At 50.2% G+C, this 18,248-nt stretch carries 16 protein-coding genes; 1 reads left to right on the plus strand and 15 read right to left on the minus strand.

Annotation, left to right across the window (positions count from 1 at the left end; all coding sequences use genetic code 11):
* Window positions 1-261 precede the first annotated feature (261 nt).
* Entirely contained in the window at window positions 262-1,272 is a 1,011-nt protein-coding gene (locus FGS84_RS28390; protein ID WP_138311552.1) for a LacI family DNA-binding transcriptional regulator, read from the plus strand.
* 19 nt (window positions 1,273-1,291) lie between these two features.
* Here the strand turns inward: FGS84_RS28390 and FGS84_RS28395 are convergent, their stop codons facing one another.
* From FGS84_RS28395 to iolN, 15 genes are all read right to left on the minus strand, one after another.
* Window positions 1,292-2,380 (minus strand): type I phosphomannose isomerase catalytic subunit, encoded by a 1,089-nt coding sequence (locus tag FGS84_RS28395; protein ID WP_138311553.1) that lies wholly within the window; start codon window positions 2,378-2,380, stop codon window positions 1,292-1,294.
* 85 nt (window positions 2,381-2,465) lie between these two features.
* The gene (locus tag FGS84_RS28400) at window positions 2,466-3,485 is read right to left on the minus strand and encodes a TRAP transporter substrate-binding protein (protein ID WP_138311554.1); all 1,020 of its coding nucleotides are present in this window, start codon (window positions 3,483-3,485) and stop codon (window positions 2,466-2,468) included.
* A gap of 38 nt (window positions 3,486-3,523) precedes the next feature.
* Window positions 3,524-4,753, minus strand: a complete 1,230-nt coding sequence (locus tag FGS84_RS28405) for a response regulator (RefSeq protein WP_138311555.1) — start codon at window positions 4,751-4,753, stop codon at window positions 3,524-3,526.
* Between the two features lie 12 nt (window positions 4,754-4,765).
* Window positions 4,766-6,220, minus strand: coding sequence for a histidine kinase (locus FGS84_RS28410; protein WP_243130103.1), 1,455 nt, complete (start codon window positions 6,218-6,220; stop codon window positions 4,766-4,768).
* A 183-nt stretch (window positions 6,221-6,403) separates the two neighbouring features.
* On the minus strand, window positions 6,404-6,679 hold the full coding sequence (locus FGS84_RS28415; RefSeq protein ID WP_243130104.1) for a hypothetical protein: 276 nt from the start codon (window positions 6,677-6,679) through the stop codon (window positions 6,404-6,406).
* 269 nt (window positions 6,680-6,948) lie between these two features.
* Window positions 6,949-7,773 carry a class II fructose-bisphosphate aldolase gene (locus FGS84_RS28420; protein WP_138311557.1) on the minus strand — a complete coding sequence of 275 codons (825 nt, stop codon included), beginning with the start codon at window positions 7,771-7,773 and terminating at the stop codon, window positions 6,949-6,951.
* Window positions 7,767-8,804: a 5-dehydro-2-deoxygluconokinase gene (gene iolC / locus FGS84_RS28425; protein WP_138311558.1), complete on the minus strand. Its 1,038-nt coding sequence runs from the start codon at window positions 8,802-8,804 to the stop codon at window positions 7,767-7,769. The genes FGS84_RS28420 and iolC overlap by 7 nt, the downstream gene beginning before the upstream one ends.
* Window positions 8,805-8,834: 30 nt before the next feature.
* Entirely contained in the window at window positions 8,835-10,613 is a 1,779-nt protein-coding gene (locus tag FGS84_RS28430) for an adenine deaminase C-terminal domain-containing protein (RefSeq protein WP_138311559.1), read from the minus strand.
* On the minus strand, window positions 10,610-12,142 hold the full coding sequence (locus tag FGS84_RS28435; protein WP_138311560.1) for a sugar ABC transporter ATP-binding protein: 1,533 nt from the start codon (window positions 12,140-12,142) through the stop codon (window positions 10,610-10,612). Before FGS84_RS28435 ends, FGS84_RS28430 begins: the two co-directional genes overlap by 4 nt.
* A gap of 162 nt (window positions 12,143-12,304) precedes the next feature.
* Entirely contained in the window at window positions 12,305-13,372 is a 1,068-nt protein-coding gene (locus FGS84_RS28440; RefSeq protein ID WP_138311561.1) for a sugar ABC transporter substrate-binding protein, read from the minus strand.
* Window positions 13,373-13,393: 21 nt separating this feature from the next.
* A complete protein-coding gene (locus tag FGS84_RS28445; protein ID WP_138311562.1) occupies window positions 13,394-14,401 on the minus strand; it encodes an ABC transporter permease in 1,008 nt (335 codons plus the stop codon).
* Window positions 14,398-15,387: an ABC transporter permease gene (locus FGS84_RS28450; RefSeq protein WP_171042732.1), complete on the minus strand. Its 990-nt coding sequence runs from the start codon at window positions 15,385-15,387 to the stop codon at window positions 14,398-14,400. Before FGS84_RS28450 ends, FGS84_RS28445 begins: the two co-directional genes overlap by 4 nt.
* A 30-nt stretch (window positions 15,388-15,417) precedes the next feature.
* A complete protein-coding gene (locus FGS84_RS28455; protein WP_138311564.1) occupies window positions 15,418-16,257 on the minus strand; it encodes a sugar phosphate isomerase/epimerase family protein in 840 nt (279 codons plus the stop codon).
* A complete protein-coding gene (locus FGS84_RS28460; protein ID WP_138311565.1) occupies window positions 16,244-17,101 on the minus strand; it encodes a sugar phosphate isomerase/epimerase family protein in 858 nt (285 codons plus the stop codon). Before FGS84_RS28460 ends, FGS84_RS28455 begins: the two co-directional genes overlap by 14 nt.
* Before the next feature lie 13 nt (window positions 17,102-17,114).
* Complete coding sequence (gene iolN, locus FGS84_RS28465) at window positions 17,115-18,233, minus strand: 3-dehydro-scyllo-inosose hydrolase (RefSeq protein WP_138311566.1); 1,119 nt, start codon at window positions 18,231-18,233, stop codon at window positions 17,115-17,117.
* Between the last annotated feature and the right edge of the window lie 15 nt (window positions 18,234-18,248).

An 18,248-nucleotide genomic window follows, 5' to 3' on the forward strand; every position in this document is an offset into this window, starting at 1 on the left:
GGTTCTAACCCATGGCTTAGCACCATTTTTTTAGTTCAACTCCGAAAGACAGGTAGTATAAACGTTTACATATTTTCCATCAAGCATTTTTTGCAAAAAAGTTTAACAGATTTTTAACGCCATTTTTATGCAATCTTCACAATTTAAGAATTTTCAAAAAAGTTTATGGTTTTTTCCGCTTTCATTTTGACATTGTTTCAAGAAACCTTTACAATATCTGTGTATGCATTTATAGAGAATCACAGGGAGGTGGACCGGAATATGGTAACAATCAAGGACGTGGCAAAAAAAAGCGGCTATTCCGTCTGCACGGTATCCCGCGCCCTTTCCGGCAAAGGATATTTAAAAGAAGAGACCAAACAGAAAATACTGGAGACAGTTGCAGAACTGGGATACCGCCCCAATACCCTGGCTGTCAACTTAAAAACAGGACGCCGCCAGACCCTGGCCCTGGTCCTCCCGTCCCTGACCAATATCTACTACACAAAACTGGAACAGTACCTGGAGTCCTGCGCAGCAGAAAAGGGCTATATCATTTACCTGAACAATACGGAATACAGTCTGGAAAAAGAAAAACAGATTCTGGAAAATCTAATCGGGATGGACATTGCCGGCGTCATCATTACTCCTGTCACCAGCCAGCATGACCACATCATGAAACTGGCTGAATACAACATCCCTTATGTATATTTAAACCGTTCCTTTGAGGACGACCTGGAACACTGTCTCCGCCTGGACAATAAAAAAGCCGCCTATGAGGCGGTCTCCTATATGATTAAGCTGGGGCATAAAAGCATCGGCGGTATCTTCCAGAGCTTTGACAACCGTACCTACCAGGACCGGTATGACGGCATGGCCCTTGCCCTTAAGGAACACGGCCTGGACTGCAGCCCGGGCCGCATGCTCTTTGACATCAATCCGGAAGACATGGGCACCACCCCCGGCCGAATCCTGCAGCTGCTCCAAAAGCCGGACCGCCCCGGGGCGATTTTTGCCTGCAACGACATGACCGCCTTCAATATCTACCGGGCCTGTTATATCCTTGGGCTGCGGATTCCCGACCACCTGTCTGTATTTGGCTATGACGACTGTATCATGGCCAACTTTGTAACGCCGCCCCTGTCAACGGTCAGCGTCCCGGTCCGCAGGCTGGCCGGAATTGCCATTGATTTTATCCATGGTTATCTGCAATCCGGTGTCCTGGCAGAGCTTCCGGTGCTGAAAGCCTCCCTGGTCATCCGGAATTCCGTGCGGAACCTGAACCTGGATTAAACCATATTTGAAACACCCTTTAGAGTGCATCCATATCCTTTCCCGGATACACCATCACCAGCTGTACACTGCCCTTTGGCAGGATTTGGTACGCCTCTGTCCCGGCAGCTATCAGGAAGCTGTCCCCTGCCTTCAGGCTGAGCACCTGGCCGTCCTGTTCCATGGTGCAGCTTCCGCCGCATACCACCCCCAGGGTAAATTTATGGTTATGCCCCACAACAGCAGGCCCGGTCACCTCCAGCTTCTCCACAAAGAAGCAGGAGGTCAGCTTTTCATCCACCAGCCCCACCCGCCGATAGGCATCTGTTTCCTCCAATATCCGAGGCTCTATCCTGCACTTTTTCATGATTTCTTCTTTGGAATACTCTGTATAATCAAAAATATCCAGACAAAAGTCCAGCCCCCGTCCCATGAACCTGCCTTCCTCCGGCACAACGATTCCCTCACGCTCAAACTCGCACCGGACCACCAAATCAGACGGCTCCATGATTTCCAGCATGGTGATTCCCTCGCCTATGGCATGGGGCATTCCGCCCGGAATATACCAGACCTCCCCCACCTGCACCGGAATCTTCTCAAAACAGCCGTCCATCCGGGCCTTATCCTGCTGCTCCACGATTTCCCTCCAGGCATCCCTTCCCGGTGTGTGCTGGAATCCCAGGCGGATATAGGGGCTGACGCCGTCCCTTACGTGGAGAATGTAATAGCATTCAAGCTTCCCATAGGGCATTCCCATCACTTCATTGGCAAACCGTGTGGTGGGATGGGCCTGTACGTGAAGCCGCATGGCTGAGTCCAGAATCTTGAGAAGGAAGCTGAGACGCCAGCTCCCGTCCCTGCCAACGCCCGAACCCAGATAGAATTCCCGGTTCTCATCTATCAGGTCCCGCAGGAACCTGGGCCCATCTTCCGTCTGCACCGCAGCCAGCCCCTCATGTGCAATGGGCTCCATTCCCGGATTGGAGGCTTCCACCATGGAACCCACCCATTCCTCGGGCATATTGTTATCCGCCCACTGGTCCTTACCATGGAGGCGGTCAATTCCCGCTCCCCCTGTATAATTTCTTCGCACCCGGTTTTCGGGCAGTTTCATAAGTCCTGCTGTCATTGCGCCTTCCTCCTGTCATGATATATGTGTCTTGATTTGCCTGCATTACTGCATCTGCCGGATTTTTTGTCTTACCGCATCTGTCTCACTGCATCTGCCGGATTTTTTCAATCAGGTCCAGATATTCTCCGCCGTATTTCCGGTATACCGGCTCCATGGCCCGGCTCCAGGCGTCCGGGTCCTGGGGTTCCAGAATCGTAACGCCCTCCTTCTCCAGAGCCTCATATGCCTTCCGGTCCGCTTCCTCTATGGCTGTCCGGTTATATTCCTGGGTTTCTTCTGCCGCCTGTACCAGAGCGTCCTGATATTCCTTCTTCAGGTTTTTCCAGGTGATTTTGCTTACCAGTATCACCCCCGGCGTATAGGTATGGCTGTCCTTTACATAATAAGGGGCAACTTTATAAAATTTATTATAATAATAGCTTACCGGCGGGTTCTCGGCTCCGTCAATGGTCCCTGACTCCAGGGCCGTATAGAGCTCTGCATAGGCTATGGGCACTGCCACGGCCCCCAGTGCTTCCACGGTATCGCCCATCATGGACGCCACCTGCACCCGGATTTTCAGTCCCTTCATATCCTCCAGCCTACGCACCGGCCGTTCTGTGGTAAAGAAGTTTCTGGCCCCTTCGTCCATGTAGGCCAGCCCAATCATACCGGTACAGTCCTGGATATTATTAAGTATTTCCCTTCCCAAATCACTGCTGCATACATTCCAGAAATGCTCCCTGTCCCGGAAAACATAGGGCAGCACCAGGGCAGACATCATGGGATTTCCGCAATCCACCAGGGACATGCTGTTGCCGCGGTACAAATCCAATGCCCCCATTTCCATGGACTGGTAACAGCGGGCATCGTCCCCCAGCTGGCCGGAAGGATAGATTTCAACCATCACCTTGCCGCCGGTCAGTTCATTGACCCTGTCAGCAAAAAACTGGGCCGACTCTGTCAGCACATGGCCTTCCGGGTTCACCTCTCCGTAACAGAGCACTATCTCCGGTTCATTGTCCGCTCCCGCTGCCCCCCTGTTTCTTAAAACTCCATAACCACCTGCCAGACCTGCAATCAGCACTGCGGCCGCGGCACCTATTATTAACTGTCTTTTCAACCTATTCCTCCTGACCCGGACCCATGGCTTCCTCAGTGTCATTCCTTCTGAATCCTCATCTCAGAAAAGTACTCCACATGATATTTTAAATTATCCCCGTTAAAATTAAGCTGTCCCAGCTTTTCAAAACGCATGGCTGCCTCTGAGGTCTTAACCCTTATTCCCGGCATCCGGTTGATTCCCCGGATGATAGTCATCAGGCTGCGGCCGAAATTCAGCTTCACCGACACATCCTGATATCCTAAAAGAGTTTCCAGCTCCTCTATCATCTCCGTAAAAAGGACACTGCTCTGGTCCTGGTCCTCCCCGGACAGGGACTGGATAATCCGGTCCTCCAGACCGCAGATTCGTTTCATGCCTTCCGTCATATTGTCAAAGGCAAGCCCGGCCTCCTCCGCAGAATATTCCCTGATAAAAGATGCAGCCTCCTCATATGCCCCGGCCAGTTGTTCCATTCCCTCATAGGCTCCGCTGACACCGCAGGCAACCGGAATCTTCCGCTCCTCTGCCAGGTAATCCCTGGCCCTGGTAATGCAGCCGGTCAGCTCCGTGAATGCATCCTGCTGCGGTGAATAAAGGCAGATAATCATCTGGTCCATCCAGATACTGTTAAGTACAGTCACCCCTGCCATGTGGAAATAGTTTTTAAGCACCTCCTGTGAAAACCCTCCCATGCTGACCAGGGCCGGACTGGAAATCAGCACCACCTTAAACCACCCGGGTCCCACTCCCCACATGGCAAATTCCTTTTCCAGCTTTTCCCTGTCCCTGCGTCCAAAAAACAAATTCCACAGCAAGTCCTTCTCCAAATCCCTGTAAAAATCAAAGGCAGCCTTTCCATCATCCACCAGATAATTGGAATAGGACAGCATGGACAGGGTATCCTCCCGTTCCCTAACCCGGGCAATGACCTTATCCAGTGTCTCCCGCAGCTCCGAATCCAGGTAGGGCTTAAGGAGATAATCCGTCACCCCCAGTTTGATTGCCTGTTTGGCAAAGGAGAAATCACTGTAAGCGGAAATCAGCACAATCTGGATATCCGGATGCCTTTTGCGCACCTCCTCCGCTGTCTTAAGTCCGTTCATTCTGGGCATCTTGATGTCCAAAAGCACAATCTGGGGCTTGCACTCCTCCAGTTTTTCCATTAAATCCATACCGTCTACTGCCTTGTAGACAATCTCCAGCAGACCGGGATAGCTCTCCTTTATGACCTTCTCCAGATAATTCCGCTCGTACTGCTCGTCATCTGCCAATATTACACGCAACATAACTGTATCCTCCTAATGCCTGTCTGATTTATAAAGCTTCAGCGTAATCCTCGTAACGCCCTCTGTCCGCCCAATGTGCAGCACATCATCTTTCCGATAAAACAATTTTAACCGTTCCCTCACATTTTTCAGGCCAATGGAGGTTTTGGGAATGGGCGTTTCCCGGCAGGCGGGACGATTGCTTTCCCGGGTCCGGCCTCCGGCTTCCGGCTGGTCCAGGTTCATAAGCAGTCCTCCGGTTTCCGGCTGTTCCCGGTCCTCCGGAAATCCCACGCCGTTGTCCGCCACCACCACCTCAATATAATCCGGCTTCTCAGTAATCAGTATATCCACCCTGCCCCCGCTGACCCTGTCCTTCAGCCCGTGCTGGATACTGTTCTCCACCAGAGGCTGGATTGTCAGCGGCGGAATCATTACATCCTCGCCCATAAATGACTTGCGCACATCCAGACAGAAGGTCACTCTCCCCTTTAAATGCAGCTTCTGTATATACAGGTATGACTGAAGCAGTTCAATCTCAGCATCCAGCGGAATGGAAACCGTATTGATTTCAATGCTGCTGCGCAGGATTTTGGAAATGGCTTTGACCAGCTGGATGGATGTGTCCCTCTCTCCCAGCTGGATACTCCGGATTACCAGACTCAGTGTATTAAACAGGAAATGGGGATTCATCTGCATCTGCAGCTCCCGGATTTTTGCCTCGGCCAGCCGTTCCTTCATCTGGTGCGTCTCCTGTAATTCCGTAATCATGGTCCTGATTTGCCGTTTCATCTGGTCAAATGTGGCGGAAACCTGGTTCAGCTCCATAAAAGGCGTTTCCTCAATATCCGCTGCCTCCAGGTTGTTGTTCATGATTTCCCTTGCAGCATCCGTCAGCCGTTTGATGGAATTCAGGATACTGGTGCTCATCTGATGGTTCAGCACCATTCCAAAGAGGCTGGCTGTCATGAAAAACACAATCAGAATACTGTTAGTGATTCTCAGCGTCCTGCTGTGGCTGGCAAATGCAGTATTTAAATACTCCAGGTACTGGCTCATCAACTGGTTGAGACACCGCTCAATCTCCAAATCCACTTCGTCCAAATCAGCCATCAGACTGGGATAGTAATCCCCGTCAGGCCGGATGTAGGACTCCGCCATCTCCCGCCTGTACTCAGCCACCTGTCCCACAATCCGGTACATCATCTTACATTTCCGGTCATTCTGCATCTTTTCATCCAGGCCCCGCAGCTGGCTGTCAAACAGCTGGCATTCGTCATAATACTGCTTCAGCGTCCCCTCGTCATGGCTTTTGCTGTACAGCTTAAAATAGGTCTGCCTCCGGTTATTGACAGCCAGCAGCCCGTTCACCTGCTGGTAATCCTGTAAAAGCCCGTTGTACCGGCGGGATGACCCCACGTTCACCAGGGCATTGGATGCTATGAAGATAAAGGCCACCAGCAGCAGAATCAGGTGGTTTCTTGTCATTTCTTTTCGTATGGATTTCATAAATCTCTTCTCACTTTTCTGCGGGGATGTTTACTTGGGGGATTTTTCTTCTGAGGTTATTCTACAACGGCAGGGGAAGAAAAACAAGTCAGACTGAGTCTGACTTGTTGGCTGAAAGTAACGTTGGCTAACTTGTTGGCGGGTAAGATATCCTGCTTCATACTATTTTATCTTAGCAAGCTCCTTATACTCATGTACTGCCGCCACATCAATGTATACCGCCGGCCGTTCTGTCACTTTAACATTGCCCTGTCCATCCTGGCTTTCCACTGTCTGGGGCTCCTTCAGCCTGGTAATGCCGAGAATACGTACCGAACCGTCCCGCCACGGAATGGTTTCCTTTAATCCTTTATAATCCTCGGGACAGGCAGGGTGACGGGCTCGGATTCCTCTCTGTTCAAAAACGTGATTCCTGAATATGCATCTGAAACGGCCCATCCTGCTGCTCCTGGGGAACGTCGAACAGGCATCTCCCTGGGGGGCCGGGTCCGCCTCCGATAATACGATTCATGCACGGGTAGCCCTTCAAACTATTCTATATTGATTGTCTTGATGCCGGGTATGTATATCTGAATGGTATAACGTTAAAAAACTACAGCAACCCAACCGGAAGGACGGACAGGTTATGGTAAAACCACCTGTCCGTCCTCCCGGTTGGGCTTTCTATCATATTATTGCTTTCCCATACATTCGCCGTGATATCCGAATCAAATCAGTCTCAGCTTTTGTGCTGCCTTTTCTTCCACAGCTTCCATGCATGGCCCAAACAGCTTAATTCTGTCGTATTCCTCCGGATTATCCAGAATCTGTCTTCTCAGTTCCCGCCCAAAGGCCAGACGCAGCGTTGTACCCAGATTAATTTTTCCCGCGCCGCAGCGGACCAGCTTTCCCAAATCCTGGTCCGGCACTCCTGTTGCCCCATGAATCACCAGGGGCACCTTTACAAGGGTATGGATTGCCTTTAAACGTTGAAATTGCAGTGCAGCTTCCTGAGCCACCATACGGTGTACGGTGCCTACAGCAACCGCAAGCGCATCCACCGGAGCGGCCCTGTAAAAAGCTTCTGCTTCTTCCGGCTCAGTATATCGCGGTTTAAAGACAAGGGACGGGTCACTGTATCCCACTGCCCCAATCTCAGCCTCAACGCTTACCCCGGCAGGGCCTGCCATATCCAGGACCTTGCAGGTCAGCTCTGCATTTTTCTCAAATGTCAGTTGGGAACCGTCAAACATAACAGACGTAAATCCATGGGCAATCGCCTCCTGTATGGTTCCAAGCTCTGTTGCATGGTCCAGATGAACACATACAGGCACTTCTGCTTCCTGTGCCACATGGCGCAGTATACATGCCAGAACCGGAATCCCCATATGTGCCACAGCGTCCTTATTGGCCATCAGGGCCACTGGCCGTCCCTGCTTTTCAGCTGCATGGACTACAGCAGCAGCATCCTCATACCCGAACACGTTAAAAGCGGCCAGCCCTCTTCCTCCGCGCTCTGCCATCTGCAGAGCATATGCAAGTGTACTTAGCATCCTCTGTCCCCGCTTTCCCTTCTGGAAACAATCTCTCCATACCGCTGTTTTTCTTTATGTATAAAGGCTTCCAGCTGCTCCCTGTCAGGCATGAAACTGCTGCAGCCGTGACTGGCCACAAGCATGGCCGCTGATGCGCTGCCCCGTTCCAGGCATTCATTGACCGGAAAACCTTCCAGTAATGCGCATAAAAAGCTGCTGGCATAACCATCTCCGCCGCCAAAGCCTTTCACCGCCTTGACTGGAAACGGCTGCACGTGATAGCTTTCCCCTTCTCCGGTGTAGGCGTCAGATCCCTGCCTGCCATGTTTGATTACCACAATTTTGGCATTCTCCCCCAGCCACCGGTCTGCTGTCTGCCTGTCCTCCATGCCGGGAGCCAGGACCGCATCCATAATATCATATTCCTCCCGGCTTCCCATAATGATATCCGACATTCTGCCCATCAGCGTATAATAGACAGATATCTCCTCCGCATCCTTCCAGGTGTATCCCCTGTAATCAATGTCAAAAACCACCACAGTCCCCGCCTTGCGGGCCAGCAGCGCAGCCTTGAGGGCGGCTTCCCTGGAAGGACTGGCTGCCAGTGCGGTTCCGCTGATTACAATCATCCCCGCGCTCTGCACATACTCCTTATCCACCTGTTGGGCGGTAAGGGCCAAATCCGCCGCATGATTCCGGTACATAACCAGGCTGGACTCTTCCGGGGAAGGTACCTGCGTAAATGCCAGGGGCATGGACTCACCGTGCTGTGCCGTAAAAATATGGGAGACATCCACCTTTTCCTGTTCCAGAAAGTCCTTGCAGCAGGTTCCCATTACATCATTGGACACGCATCCCAGGAAACCAACTTTTTTCCCCAGCCGGGCAGCACCCACCGCTATGTTTGCAGGCGAGCCACCCACATATCTTTTAAATGAACTGCATTCAGACCAGGGTTTACAATACTCCTCCGGATTAAAATCAATGGCAATGCGGCCAAGGGCAATCATGTCAAGAGGCCTGTCCCTGTCAAATGAAACAATACTCATAATACACACACCTTTTCTTCTGTCCCATTTTTATGGGAACAAATCAATAAGTTCTTCTCCCTTTACCGATACCTGGGCCAGACCATAGGTACTGAGTTTGTAGGAAGGAAACTGGGTAGGATAAACCATGAATGCCATCTTATGGAAAACACTGTCCACCACGCATCCGATTGCCTCCGCCGCAGCATTGACTGCTTTCATTCCCGCAATCACCTCCTGGTACGGAGCAGGCGATACAATGCCTGCAATGGAGAGTTCCAGGGATGCCAGTACCTTGCCTCCTGACACTACCACAAAACCTCCATTGTGTTCAATCAGATAGTTGGCGGCAATGCGCATGTCCTCATCATTGCTTCCGATAATATTCAGGTTCTCTATGCAGGGGGCGTAGGATTCTGCAATTGCTCCGTTGCGTATACCAAAGCCTTTCACAAAGCCGATTCCCTTCCTGCCCGATTGCTGGTGCCGGTCCATTGTAAAAATCTTAGCTATATCGCGTTCAGGGTCAGCTTCAATAAAGCCGTCACGCGACTCCATCTCCTCCACCAGGGGGTCTGTAATCAGAGGATCCCCATTCATTCCGATAACGCGCACCCTTACACATCCCTCATAAGGCGCCCTTACACGGAAATCGTCCGGGGTAAGGGGCTTCAGGTTCATGGAATGCATGAATTCATCCGGATACCTGGGGGCTGAGATTTCTCTGCAATAGCTTCCATTCATAACCAGCATTTCACCATCCACAATCACGCTCTCCACATGTACCTGTTCCAAATTGTCCAGAAGCAGGATATCGGCGCACTTGCCCGGAGCAATACTTCCTATATCGTCCTCCAGCCGGAAAAACCGGGCGACATTCAGTGAACCGGCACGTATGGCCAGAGCCGGTGAAACGCCGCACGCAATGGCGCTGCGTACCTTTGCATCCATATATCCGATATCATTCACACGGCTGGGGTCTATCTCATCGGATGCATACCCAAAATCTCCTATAAGTTCGAACTTCCCCCCCAAATCCGGCAGCACCTTTCCCAGTTCCTGTCCAACAGAGCCTTCCCTCAGATGTTCCGCAATTCCCAGGCGGGCTTTTTCGTTGGCTTCATCCGCCGCCACAGTCTCATGGTCGCTCACATGATTGGCAAAGCTCAGGCCCGCCTGGAGCAGTGTTCCACGCACGCCGGAAGCATGGCCTACCAACACCTTTTTAAGTTTCTGCGCTTCATGCACGATTCGCAGAAGACTCTCATTCTTCCCTGCCACACGGGCCAGGTTAAGCTCATTCACACCATAACAATCATCCCAGTGAAGGGCCTCTATGGCCATCTCCTCCGTGAATGTGCCAAGGTTTTCAAAAGATTCATTCTGATGAAATGCAGGCAGCGGAATCACAAACATTGGCTTCACCCCTGTATTCTTAAGCTCATCCAGGAAAAAACGGATTCCCTTCAGGGACTTTATAATTCCGATTTCAAAAAATCCTGTAGCCACTGCCGTTCCGCCATGCATCAATGCAACCTTTCCAAATTCCGTCATGCTCATATGCGTACCGGCAATATGGAGATGTCCGTCAATAAGACCAGGAGCAAGGTATCTGCCGGAGGCATCAATCTTCTTTGTCTCCGGACCTATGGTGTGGGATACATCCCCCACATAGGCAATCCTTCCATGCCGGACGGCCACGTCCGCCGGATATATCTCCAGAGTATACACGTTTACCAGTGTTCCTCCCAGTATTACGGTGTCAGCCTTTTCCTCGCCCCAGGCAGTATTCAGAATACTTAGTTTTTGTTCAAATGTACAATCCTTCATACCACACCTCCAATGGCCGCCTGTTCCTTCACAGGTTTGCCCATAATTGAATTAATAATGTTGCGTTCATTGATGGCCTCACCCTCCAGATGTGCGCAGATTTCACCCTCCCGGATACAGAGCAGACGGTTGGATACACCTATGATTTCAGGCATCTCAGAGGAAATCAGTATGACTGCCATTCCCTGTTCTGCCAGCTGCGCAATAAACCGGTGGATATCTGCCTTGGCACCTATATCAATACCGCGTGTAGGTTCATCCAGAATCAATAAATCAGGTTGGATTGCCAGCCACTTTCCGAGAACTATCTTTTGCTGGTTACCGCCCGAAAGCTGTACTGTGAGCTGCTCCGGACTGGCTGCATTAATCTTAAGGGCCTTTTTATATTCATCATAAATGCGGTAGCTCTGGGAAAAATCCACAAATCCCCTTCGCTTCATCCATGGCAGCTTTGCCAGAATCATGTTCTTCCGGCAGCTCTCCCCCAGTACCAGTCCCTGTTCCTTTCTGTTTTCCGGCACAAATGCCATCCTGTGGCGTACTGCGTCCCGGCTGTTGCGCACCCGGATTTTCCTGCCTTTATAATAAATCTCACCGCTGTCAGGCCTGGTTATGCCGAAGATACTCTCCATCAACTCAGTCCGCCCGGCCCCAACCAGACCGTAAAAACCTACGATTTCCCCTCTGCGCACAGAAAAACTGATGTCCTGGTACTGTCCTTTTCGGGTCAGATGTTCTACCCGGAGCAGCTCCTCCCCTGCTTCAGCCGTATTCTTCACATAATAATTGCTCATTACACGGCCAATCATTCCCTGGATAATATCATCAATGGTACAGTCCGCCGTGTTGAATTCCCCTGAATTTTTCCCGTCCCTCAGCACAACGGCGCGGTCACAAATTTCCATGATTTCATCCATTTTATGTGATATATAGACAATGGCCGTTCCTTTTTTCTTCATATACCGGATGTTCTCAAAAAACACATTCTTTTCCCTGTCAGTCAGGGAGGATGTGGGTTCATCTAAAATCAGAATACGCGCACCAAGGGCAATCCCCCGTGCAATCTCCACCATCTGCCTCTGAGCGATTGGCAGCGCCCCTATATTCGTCCTCGGGTCAATCTCACATTTTAATTCCGCCAGCACGCAGGCTGCATCGGACCGGAGTTTTTTCCAGTCCACCCCTCCCTTGGTTCTCATGGGCAGACTCCCCAGATAAATATTCTCTGCCACGGATAAATCTGTTACCAGAGACAATTCCTGAAATACCATAACCACACCTGCCTGCTTTGCCTCAATCGGATGTTTAAAGCAGACGCTTTTGCCATCGTAATGGATTTCCCCCTCATCCGGCTGATACAAACCGGCCAGAACCTTCATCAACGTGGATTTCCCCGCACCGTTTTCCCCGCACAGAGCCAGCACCTCCCCAGGCTTCAGGTTTAAATCCACATGGTCAAGGGCCTTGACACCCGGAAAACTTTTGCATATATTCTTCATTTGAAGTATATACCCATTCTCGGCTTCCATCCCGTCACCTCCTTGTTATGAGCACTTGGCGCCTGTCCTTTAGGCGCCTACGTGCGATACATGTCACTGGCACTTAGCGAGGTCTTTTCGAGCTTAGTGCAGTGGCTCGTTATGAGCACTTAGCGTCTGTCTGCCAGACGCTGAGTGCGATACATATTTTGTTTAATTCCAGATTTCAAATCCCGCATCCGCAATGACTTGTTTCACATTCTCAGAAGTACAGGGATATAAATCATAGCGGGTAACTGCGTCTACAGCCTCACCCTTAGCCAGCTTGATGGCTGTATCCAGAACTGTGACTGCGTCCGGGAACGGTGACTGCAGTACGCTTCCGCTGATGATTCCCTCCTCAATATATTTAACACTTTCCTCATTTCCAATAAAGGCGCAGGCAATGATGGGGATATCCATATTGGCTGCCTGCAGAGCATTATAGGCTCCTATTGCAATATTGTCATCCGCTGCATACAGCGCGTCAATCTGGTCACCATATTTTAAAATCATTTTCTCCATCTGCTGCTGGGCCTTCTCCCGGTTCCAATCCGCATTCTGCGTCTCCAGAATCTTGATATTCGCGGGAATACTTTCCTCAAATCCGTTCTGCCTCCAGGTAGATACATCGTATCCAGGAGTACCGGTGAGCTGGACTACATTACAGCCGTCCGGGAACATTCCTGCCAGCATGTCGGCACACATGACAGCCTCCTCGTAATGGTCAGGTCCAACAAATGCACTCAGATATTCATCTCCGCTGGCATCAATGGGATTGTTGGTGCACATGATGGGAATCCCTGCTTCCTTAGCTTCCTGCAGCCCCGGAATAATGGAAAGGGAATCGCAGGCCCACACGATAATTACATCTGACTTCTGCTGAATCAGGTCCTGAATTTGGCTAATCTGTGTGTTCACATCTCCTGCAGCATCCAGCACGGTCAATTCCACATTCCCCACCTCTGCGGCATATTCCCTCAGACATTCATCACATTTTGTCTGGTAATCATCGATTCCAATGTTGTTTGCCACCATTCCAATGCGATATACGTCCCCCTCTGCAGCGGCGGCTGTCTGTACTGATTCCCCGGTCTGTGCGGCCTGGGCTGCTGTCGTATCTGCGGCGGCAGAAGTCTGTGAAGCTGTCTGTGCGGTTCCTCCGCCTGCACATGCAGTCATTCCTAAAAGTGTTGCTGTTGCAGTAAACAATGCAAAAAATTTTTTTGTTCCTTTCATCATTGTAACCCCTTCCTTTATTTATTATTTTTTCTCTTTTTCAGTAGCATGTTTATCATCAGAATTATGTTTATCCGGTATATTGTATGCGGGCTTTTCCCGCAGTACCTTATCCATATACAGAACCAGAATAAGAATGATACCGAATACTAATGTGTTATAGTAAGAAGACAGCTTTAGCAGATTCATGATGTTGTCGATAAAGCCCAGCACCAGCACCCCGCCGAATGTATACAGCATGTTCCCGTAACCGCCTGAAAGTTTAGTTCCTCCCAGCACAACAGCTGCAATGGCCAGCATATGGGCATCCGGCCAGCCCAGTGTGGGAGATGCGGAGTTGAACTTAGAGGCATACATTATGCCTGCCACGACCGCGCAAAGGGAACAGACTGCGAAATTGATGATAACGGTCCGGTCCACATTGATGCCTGCATTCTTTGCAGAATTCATGTTTCCGCCTGCGGCATATGTATTGCGTCCATGACGCGAATACCGCAAAACCGCCTGGCCCGCCGCCACAAATATCAGACACAGCCACACCGGATATGACAACCCCAGGAAACTGTTCCGGCTGAGTTCGTAAAAGCCTTTTGAAGTATTCCGAATCGTCTGCTCCGTATAAATGAACGTAAGGCCCCGCCACAGTGTCATTCCCGCCATTGTCACAATAAAAGCATTAATTTTCAGCTTAGTAACCATCAGCCCGTTAAGAGTCCCCACAGCCAGACCAAGGAGAAGCATCAGCACAATGGCTGCAAACAACCCCACAGACGGTGTAATCCCCACCAAAAGGCAGGATGCAAGCCCCATCAGTGTCCCGGCGGACAGGTCAAAATATCCATTGAGTATCAGGAATGTCATGCCCACAGCCATAACGCCCTTTGCCGCATTCTGGCCTAAGATATTGATAAAATTTTCCAGGGAGAAGAAGTTTCCCACAAAAAGCGAAGCTGACAGGAACACCCCCAGAAAAATGGGGATTATCGTGTTGCTGCGCATTACAGCCGTAATCCTTCCCGCAATTCTCTTCATGCGTTCTTCCCTCCCTTCATGTTGGTCCGAATACGTTTGGATCGGATGTCAATATAGACCACTATAAGAATAATCAGTCCGTTCGCCACCCACTGCATGGAATATGGAAGGCTCATCATCACAAAACCATTATCCAGAACTCCTAATATCAGAATTCCAATCACTGCCTTTACAGCGCTGCCGCTCCCTCCTGACAGGCTGGCGCCTCCCAGGATAACACCCGCAATGACGTTCATCTCGTAACCTTCCCCAATGGCATTCTGCGCGGAACCGATGCGGGATGCCAAAAGGATACCGGCCAAAGCTGTCATCATTCCGGAAAGTATAAATGTAATGAGCACGATTTTCTTATCATCGACACCGGAGAACCGGCTGGCCACCTGATTGCCGCCCACGCTCATAAGCTGATTCCCGAAAACAGTGCACTTTAACAGTATTTCAAATAAAATCATACAGACAAAACAGATAACTACCACTGTGGGTATAAAGCCTATGAATCCCCGTCCCAGGGACAAAAACCACATTCCGTCCGCATTTTTAAGGGTACTGTTTTTTCCTCCTGAGACAAAATAGGTCAGCGCCTGGACAATTCCCATCATTCCCAGTGTCACTATCATTGAGTTCAGGCGCACATATCCCACCAGAAACCCGGAAATCAGCCCAAAGGCAATGCCGGCCAGCAAGACCAGCGCCATTGCCGGCACAGGCCCCACAGTGTTAAACAGCTGTATCATAAGAACCGTGGAAAAGGACAGAATGGAACCCACCGACAAATCAAAATTACCTCCGATGATTACAAGCGTCATGGCGCAGGCCATGATGCCCATGATTGCGCCCTGGCGCAGAATCAGGATAAAGTTATTAACCTGGAAAAACATTGGGGCGGCAATTGAAAATACGGCTACAACCGCAATAAGGGCAAAATAAATTCCCTGCTTTTTTATAAAGGCTGCGGCATTCTTTCCTCTGAATTGTTTATTGTCCATAATCAACCCCCTTTTCATCAGGACAAGCTCTTAATCCACAGCAGCCTTCAAATTCTTTAAATCCTCCTTTACCAGGGACAGCTGGTCCAGTTCACAGCAGGCCCTCAAAGGAAGCTGGTCGTAATAGTTTTCAAGAATCATCCATCCTTCATATCCTTTCCCCAAAAGAAAATCCAGCTGGTCCTTTACATGGGCATCACCGGCAAACAAAGGCGAACCGCTGAGATGTCCTCCATTGTCATACATCCCGGTTCCGTCCTTTACATGAATCTGAGGATAGATATGTCCCCATAACGCCCGAAGTGTTTCCATCTGGTCGATTTTCCCCCAATAGCGGTAATTCTGTACGTCATAAAATACGGTGTGATTGGGCATGTCTACCATCTGCAATAGCTTCAGATGGCTGGCCGCATCAATGCAGGATTCGCTGGTAATGTCAATCCCGTAGGCCTGGGCCTTCCTACAGCAAAAACGAAGTCCCTCCGCTGCATTTTCATAATCCTCCTCTGTCTTTGGCTCGTTATCCAGAAACAGAGGCACCATAATCATTCCAATCCCCATGGCATGGGCTGTTTCCACCGCCAGTTCCATCTGTTCATAGGAAATCTTTCCAATATCGCTGTTTCTGCCCTTTATGAAATAATTCACATTAATGTCGTTCAGCACCAGGGACGGAAACTGAATTCCATACTTCCCGCCTTCCTCCAGATATGCCTGCTGAATCTGTTTCTGCGCCAGGGGATATCCTCTCTCATAGCTGCCAAGCTCCAGCTGAAGTCCATCTAATCCAGCCTCTTTTGCAAGCCGTACGCCATACCAGCCGTTGCCCGGCATTCCCCACTGTGTGGCTCCGTATTTAAATTTTCCCATTGTTATCTTCCTTTCTCTTCACTCCATCAATCTCTTCCAGCAGAGTACGGATATAGGCCAGCCCCTTCTCCGCGGCCTCCAGTTCCGTTGGTTTCGGCAGGCATTCCATACTAATCCATCCATTGTATCTGATTTGACTCAGGCTCTTAAGGACGGACCGGAAATCAATCCGGCCATGTCCGGGATACCAGCGAGTGTTGTCTGCCAGATGAAAATGCCCCAGCCTGCTCCCGCTCTCCCTAATGGCCTCAAACATATCTGCTTCCTCAATATTCATATGGAATGTATCCAGATGCATCTTCACACAGTCCAAATCCAGTGCCTCTAAAAATACGGATGTTTCTCGGACCGTGTTGAAATAATTATTTTCATAACGGTTTATCACTTCCAGAACCAGAGAACAGTTCTTCTGTTCAATGTAATTTCCCAATTCCAGCATGGAATAACGCAGGCGGGTTACAACCTCGCTTTTCTCCCCGCCAGACGGCACATTCCCCCGCAGACTGCCCAGAATCACACAGCAGCCAAAGTGGTCCGCCAGGTCGAGACATCCCTTAACCCTCTCAATAGCCTGACGGCGTCCAGTCTCATTTTTATCAGCAAGGGAAAGACCGTCCACCCTGGCGGCTAAACCTGTTCCGATTGCAGCCACCTTGATTCCTGTGGTTTCATTTTGTCTGAAAAGCGCCTGGGTATCTATTTCCGAGGCGTCCCTGATATGCAGCTCCACCCCATCGTACCCTAATTTCTTTGCAAGGGAAAAGGATTGGTCCAGTCTGCCGCGGAAAAGCACCGGTTCCTGCATGGCTGCATTTTCCGAAGCACAAAATGCGACTTGTAACATAGTCTTCCTCCCATCAGTCTGTAAAAATACCGCGCCTCGGTAATTCGTGTACACTCTTCCAGCCTTCACTCAGGGGTTCCTTCAGGCAGTCCTTAATTTCCTCATAGGGACGGAGTGAAAACTTCTCCGGTGCAGGTACTGTGCCTGCGGGATATTTGGACAGGATATCCTCTACCATCATGGTAAGATATTCACAGATAGCTGCAATAGGGCGCTTAGCCTTACGCGGATTACCACGGGATGGAACCCCTACCACGCCTTCCGGTGTACCGAACCGTTCAATCACACGGTGGCCTTCTGCCTCGCTCCACTTATTTGGCCGGTGAAAACTGTCAACAGAACCGTCATAGTAGCCGTCGTCCAAAAATCCCATGCTCTTTGCCTGTGCATCCTGCACATAACTCATATCCACCATATCCTTGAACATTAGAAGGGCGACTGATGTCTCCGACTCATCCGCATGCACAAATGGCGTTGTCACAAAATCAGGACGTTTGTCCCCAATTGGATAAAAGAATTCCCGCACTGCACGGTGCCATTCCACTACCGTCACAAAGGCCGGCAGCTGATAGCGTTTGAAGAATTCCTGGACAGCTGCTTCCAGCATCCAGTCCATTCCATGGTTGTTGACAAATATAATTTTGCGGAAGCCGTCATCCCAAAGCCCCAGCATCACGTCAATCAGTGTTTCTTCCACCACGGTCTGACTGGCCACAATGGTTCCGGGCATTCCCAGATGGTGATACGGATGTCCGCCATAGTTAAGAGGCGGCAGGGCCAGGGCCACTTCATGTCCCAGCTTGGCCGTATAACGCCGCACGCCTTCGCATATGCCGCTGCACATGAATGTGTCCAGGCCGGAATTATTGTGCATTCCATGGTTTTCCGTACACCCTAAGGGTACCAGCACAATATCATTTTTGCGGCGCTTTTCAATTACCTTTGCCCTTGGTGTGGTCTGTATATAACACCCTGCCTTGCCAATTTCCGGTTCGCTGGGAATCTCATATTTCTGAAGGATTTCGTCAATCTCCTCCTCACTCGCATCCCAAATACGCTTTTTCATTCTTCCTACAGCCGAATCCTCAAAAAAAATGTTAGGATACTCTGTTGTCAGGTACTTATCATACATTATTGCAGTCTCCCT

Source organism: Clostridium sp. 1001271st1 H5 (genome assembly GCF_005845215.1).
In the GTDB taxonomy this organism is placed as follows: Bacteria; Bacillota; Clostridia; order Lachnospirales; family Lachnospiraceae; genus Enterocloster.

What these genes read in the sequence shown, in the direction of transcription:
- FGS84_RS28430 (WP_138311559.1), bottom strand. Translation starts at nt 10,613, where the DNA reads ATGAAGGATTGTACATTTGAACAAAAACTAAGTATTCTGAATACTGCC.
- iolC (WP_138311558.1), bottom strand. Translation starts at nt 8,804, where the DNA reads ATGAGTATTGTTTCATTTGACAGGGACAGGCCTCTTGACATGATTGCC.
- FGS84_RS28440 (WP_138311561.1), bottom strand. Translation starts at nt 13,372, where the DNA reads ATGATGAAAGGAACAAAAAAATTTTTTGCATTGTTTACTGCAACAGCA.
- FGS84_RS28455 (WP_138311564.1), bottom strand. Translation starts at nt 16,257, where the DNA reads ATGGGAAAATTTAAATACGGAGCCACACAGTGGGGAATGCCGGGCAAC.
- FGS84_RS28445 (WP_138311562.1), bottom strand. Translation starts at nt 14,401, where the DNA reads ATGAAGAGAATTGCGGGAAGGATTACGGCTGTAATGCGCAGCAACACG.
- FGS84_RS28390 (WP_138311552.1), top strand. Translation starts at nt 262, where the DNA reads ATGGTAACAATCAAGGACGTGGCAAAAAAAAGCGGCTATTCCGTCTGC.
- FGS84_RS28405 (WP_138311555.1), bottom strand. Translation starts at nt 4,753, where the DNA reads ATGTTGCGTGTAATATTGGCAGATGACGAGCAGTACGAGCGGAATTAT.
- FGS84_RS28450 (WP_171042732.1), bottom strand. Translation starts at nt 15,387, where the DNA reads ATGGACAATAAACAATTCAGAGGAAAGAATGCCGCAGCCTTTATAAAA.
- FGS84_RS28460 (WP_138311565.1), bottom strand. Translation starts at nt 17,101, where the DNA reads ATGTTACAAGTCGCATTTTGTGCTTCGGAAAATGCAGCCATGCAGGAA.
- FGS84_RS28420 (WP_138311557.1), bottom strand. Translation starts at nt 7,773, where the DNA reads ATGCTAAGTACACTTGCATATGCTCTGCAGATGGCAGAGCGCGGAGGA.
- FGS84_RS28395 (WP_138311553.1), bottom strand. Translation starts at nt 2,380, where the DNA reads ATGACAGCAGGACTTATGAAACTGCCCGAAAACCGGGTGCGAAGAAAT.
- FGS84_RS28415 (WP_243130104.1), bottom strand. Translation starts at nt 6,679, where the DNA reads ATGGGCCGTTTCAGATGCATATTCAGGAATCACGTTTTTGAACAGAGA.
- FGS84_RS28410 (WP_243130103.1), bottom strand. Translation starts at nt 6,220, where the DNA reads ATGACAAGAAACCACCTGATTCTGCTGCTGGTGGCCTTTATCTTCATA.
- iolN (WP_138311566.1), bottom strand. Translation starts at nt 18,233, where the DNA reads ATGTATGATAAGTACCTGACAACAGAGTATCCTAACATTTTTTTTGAG.
- FGS84_RS28435 (WP_138311560.1), bottom strand. Translation starts at nt 12,142, where the DNA reads ATGGAAGCCGAGAATGGGTATATACTTCAAATGAAGAATATATGCAAA.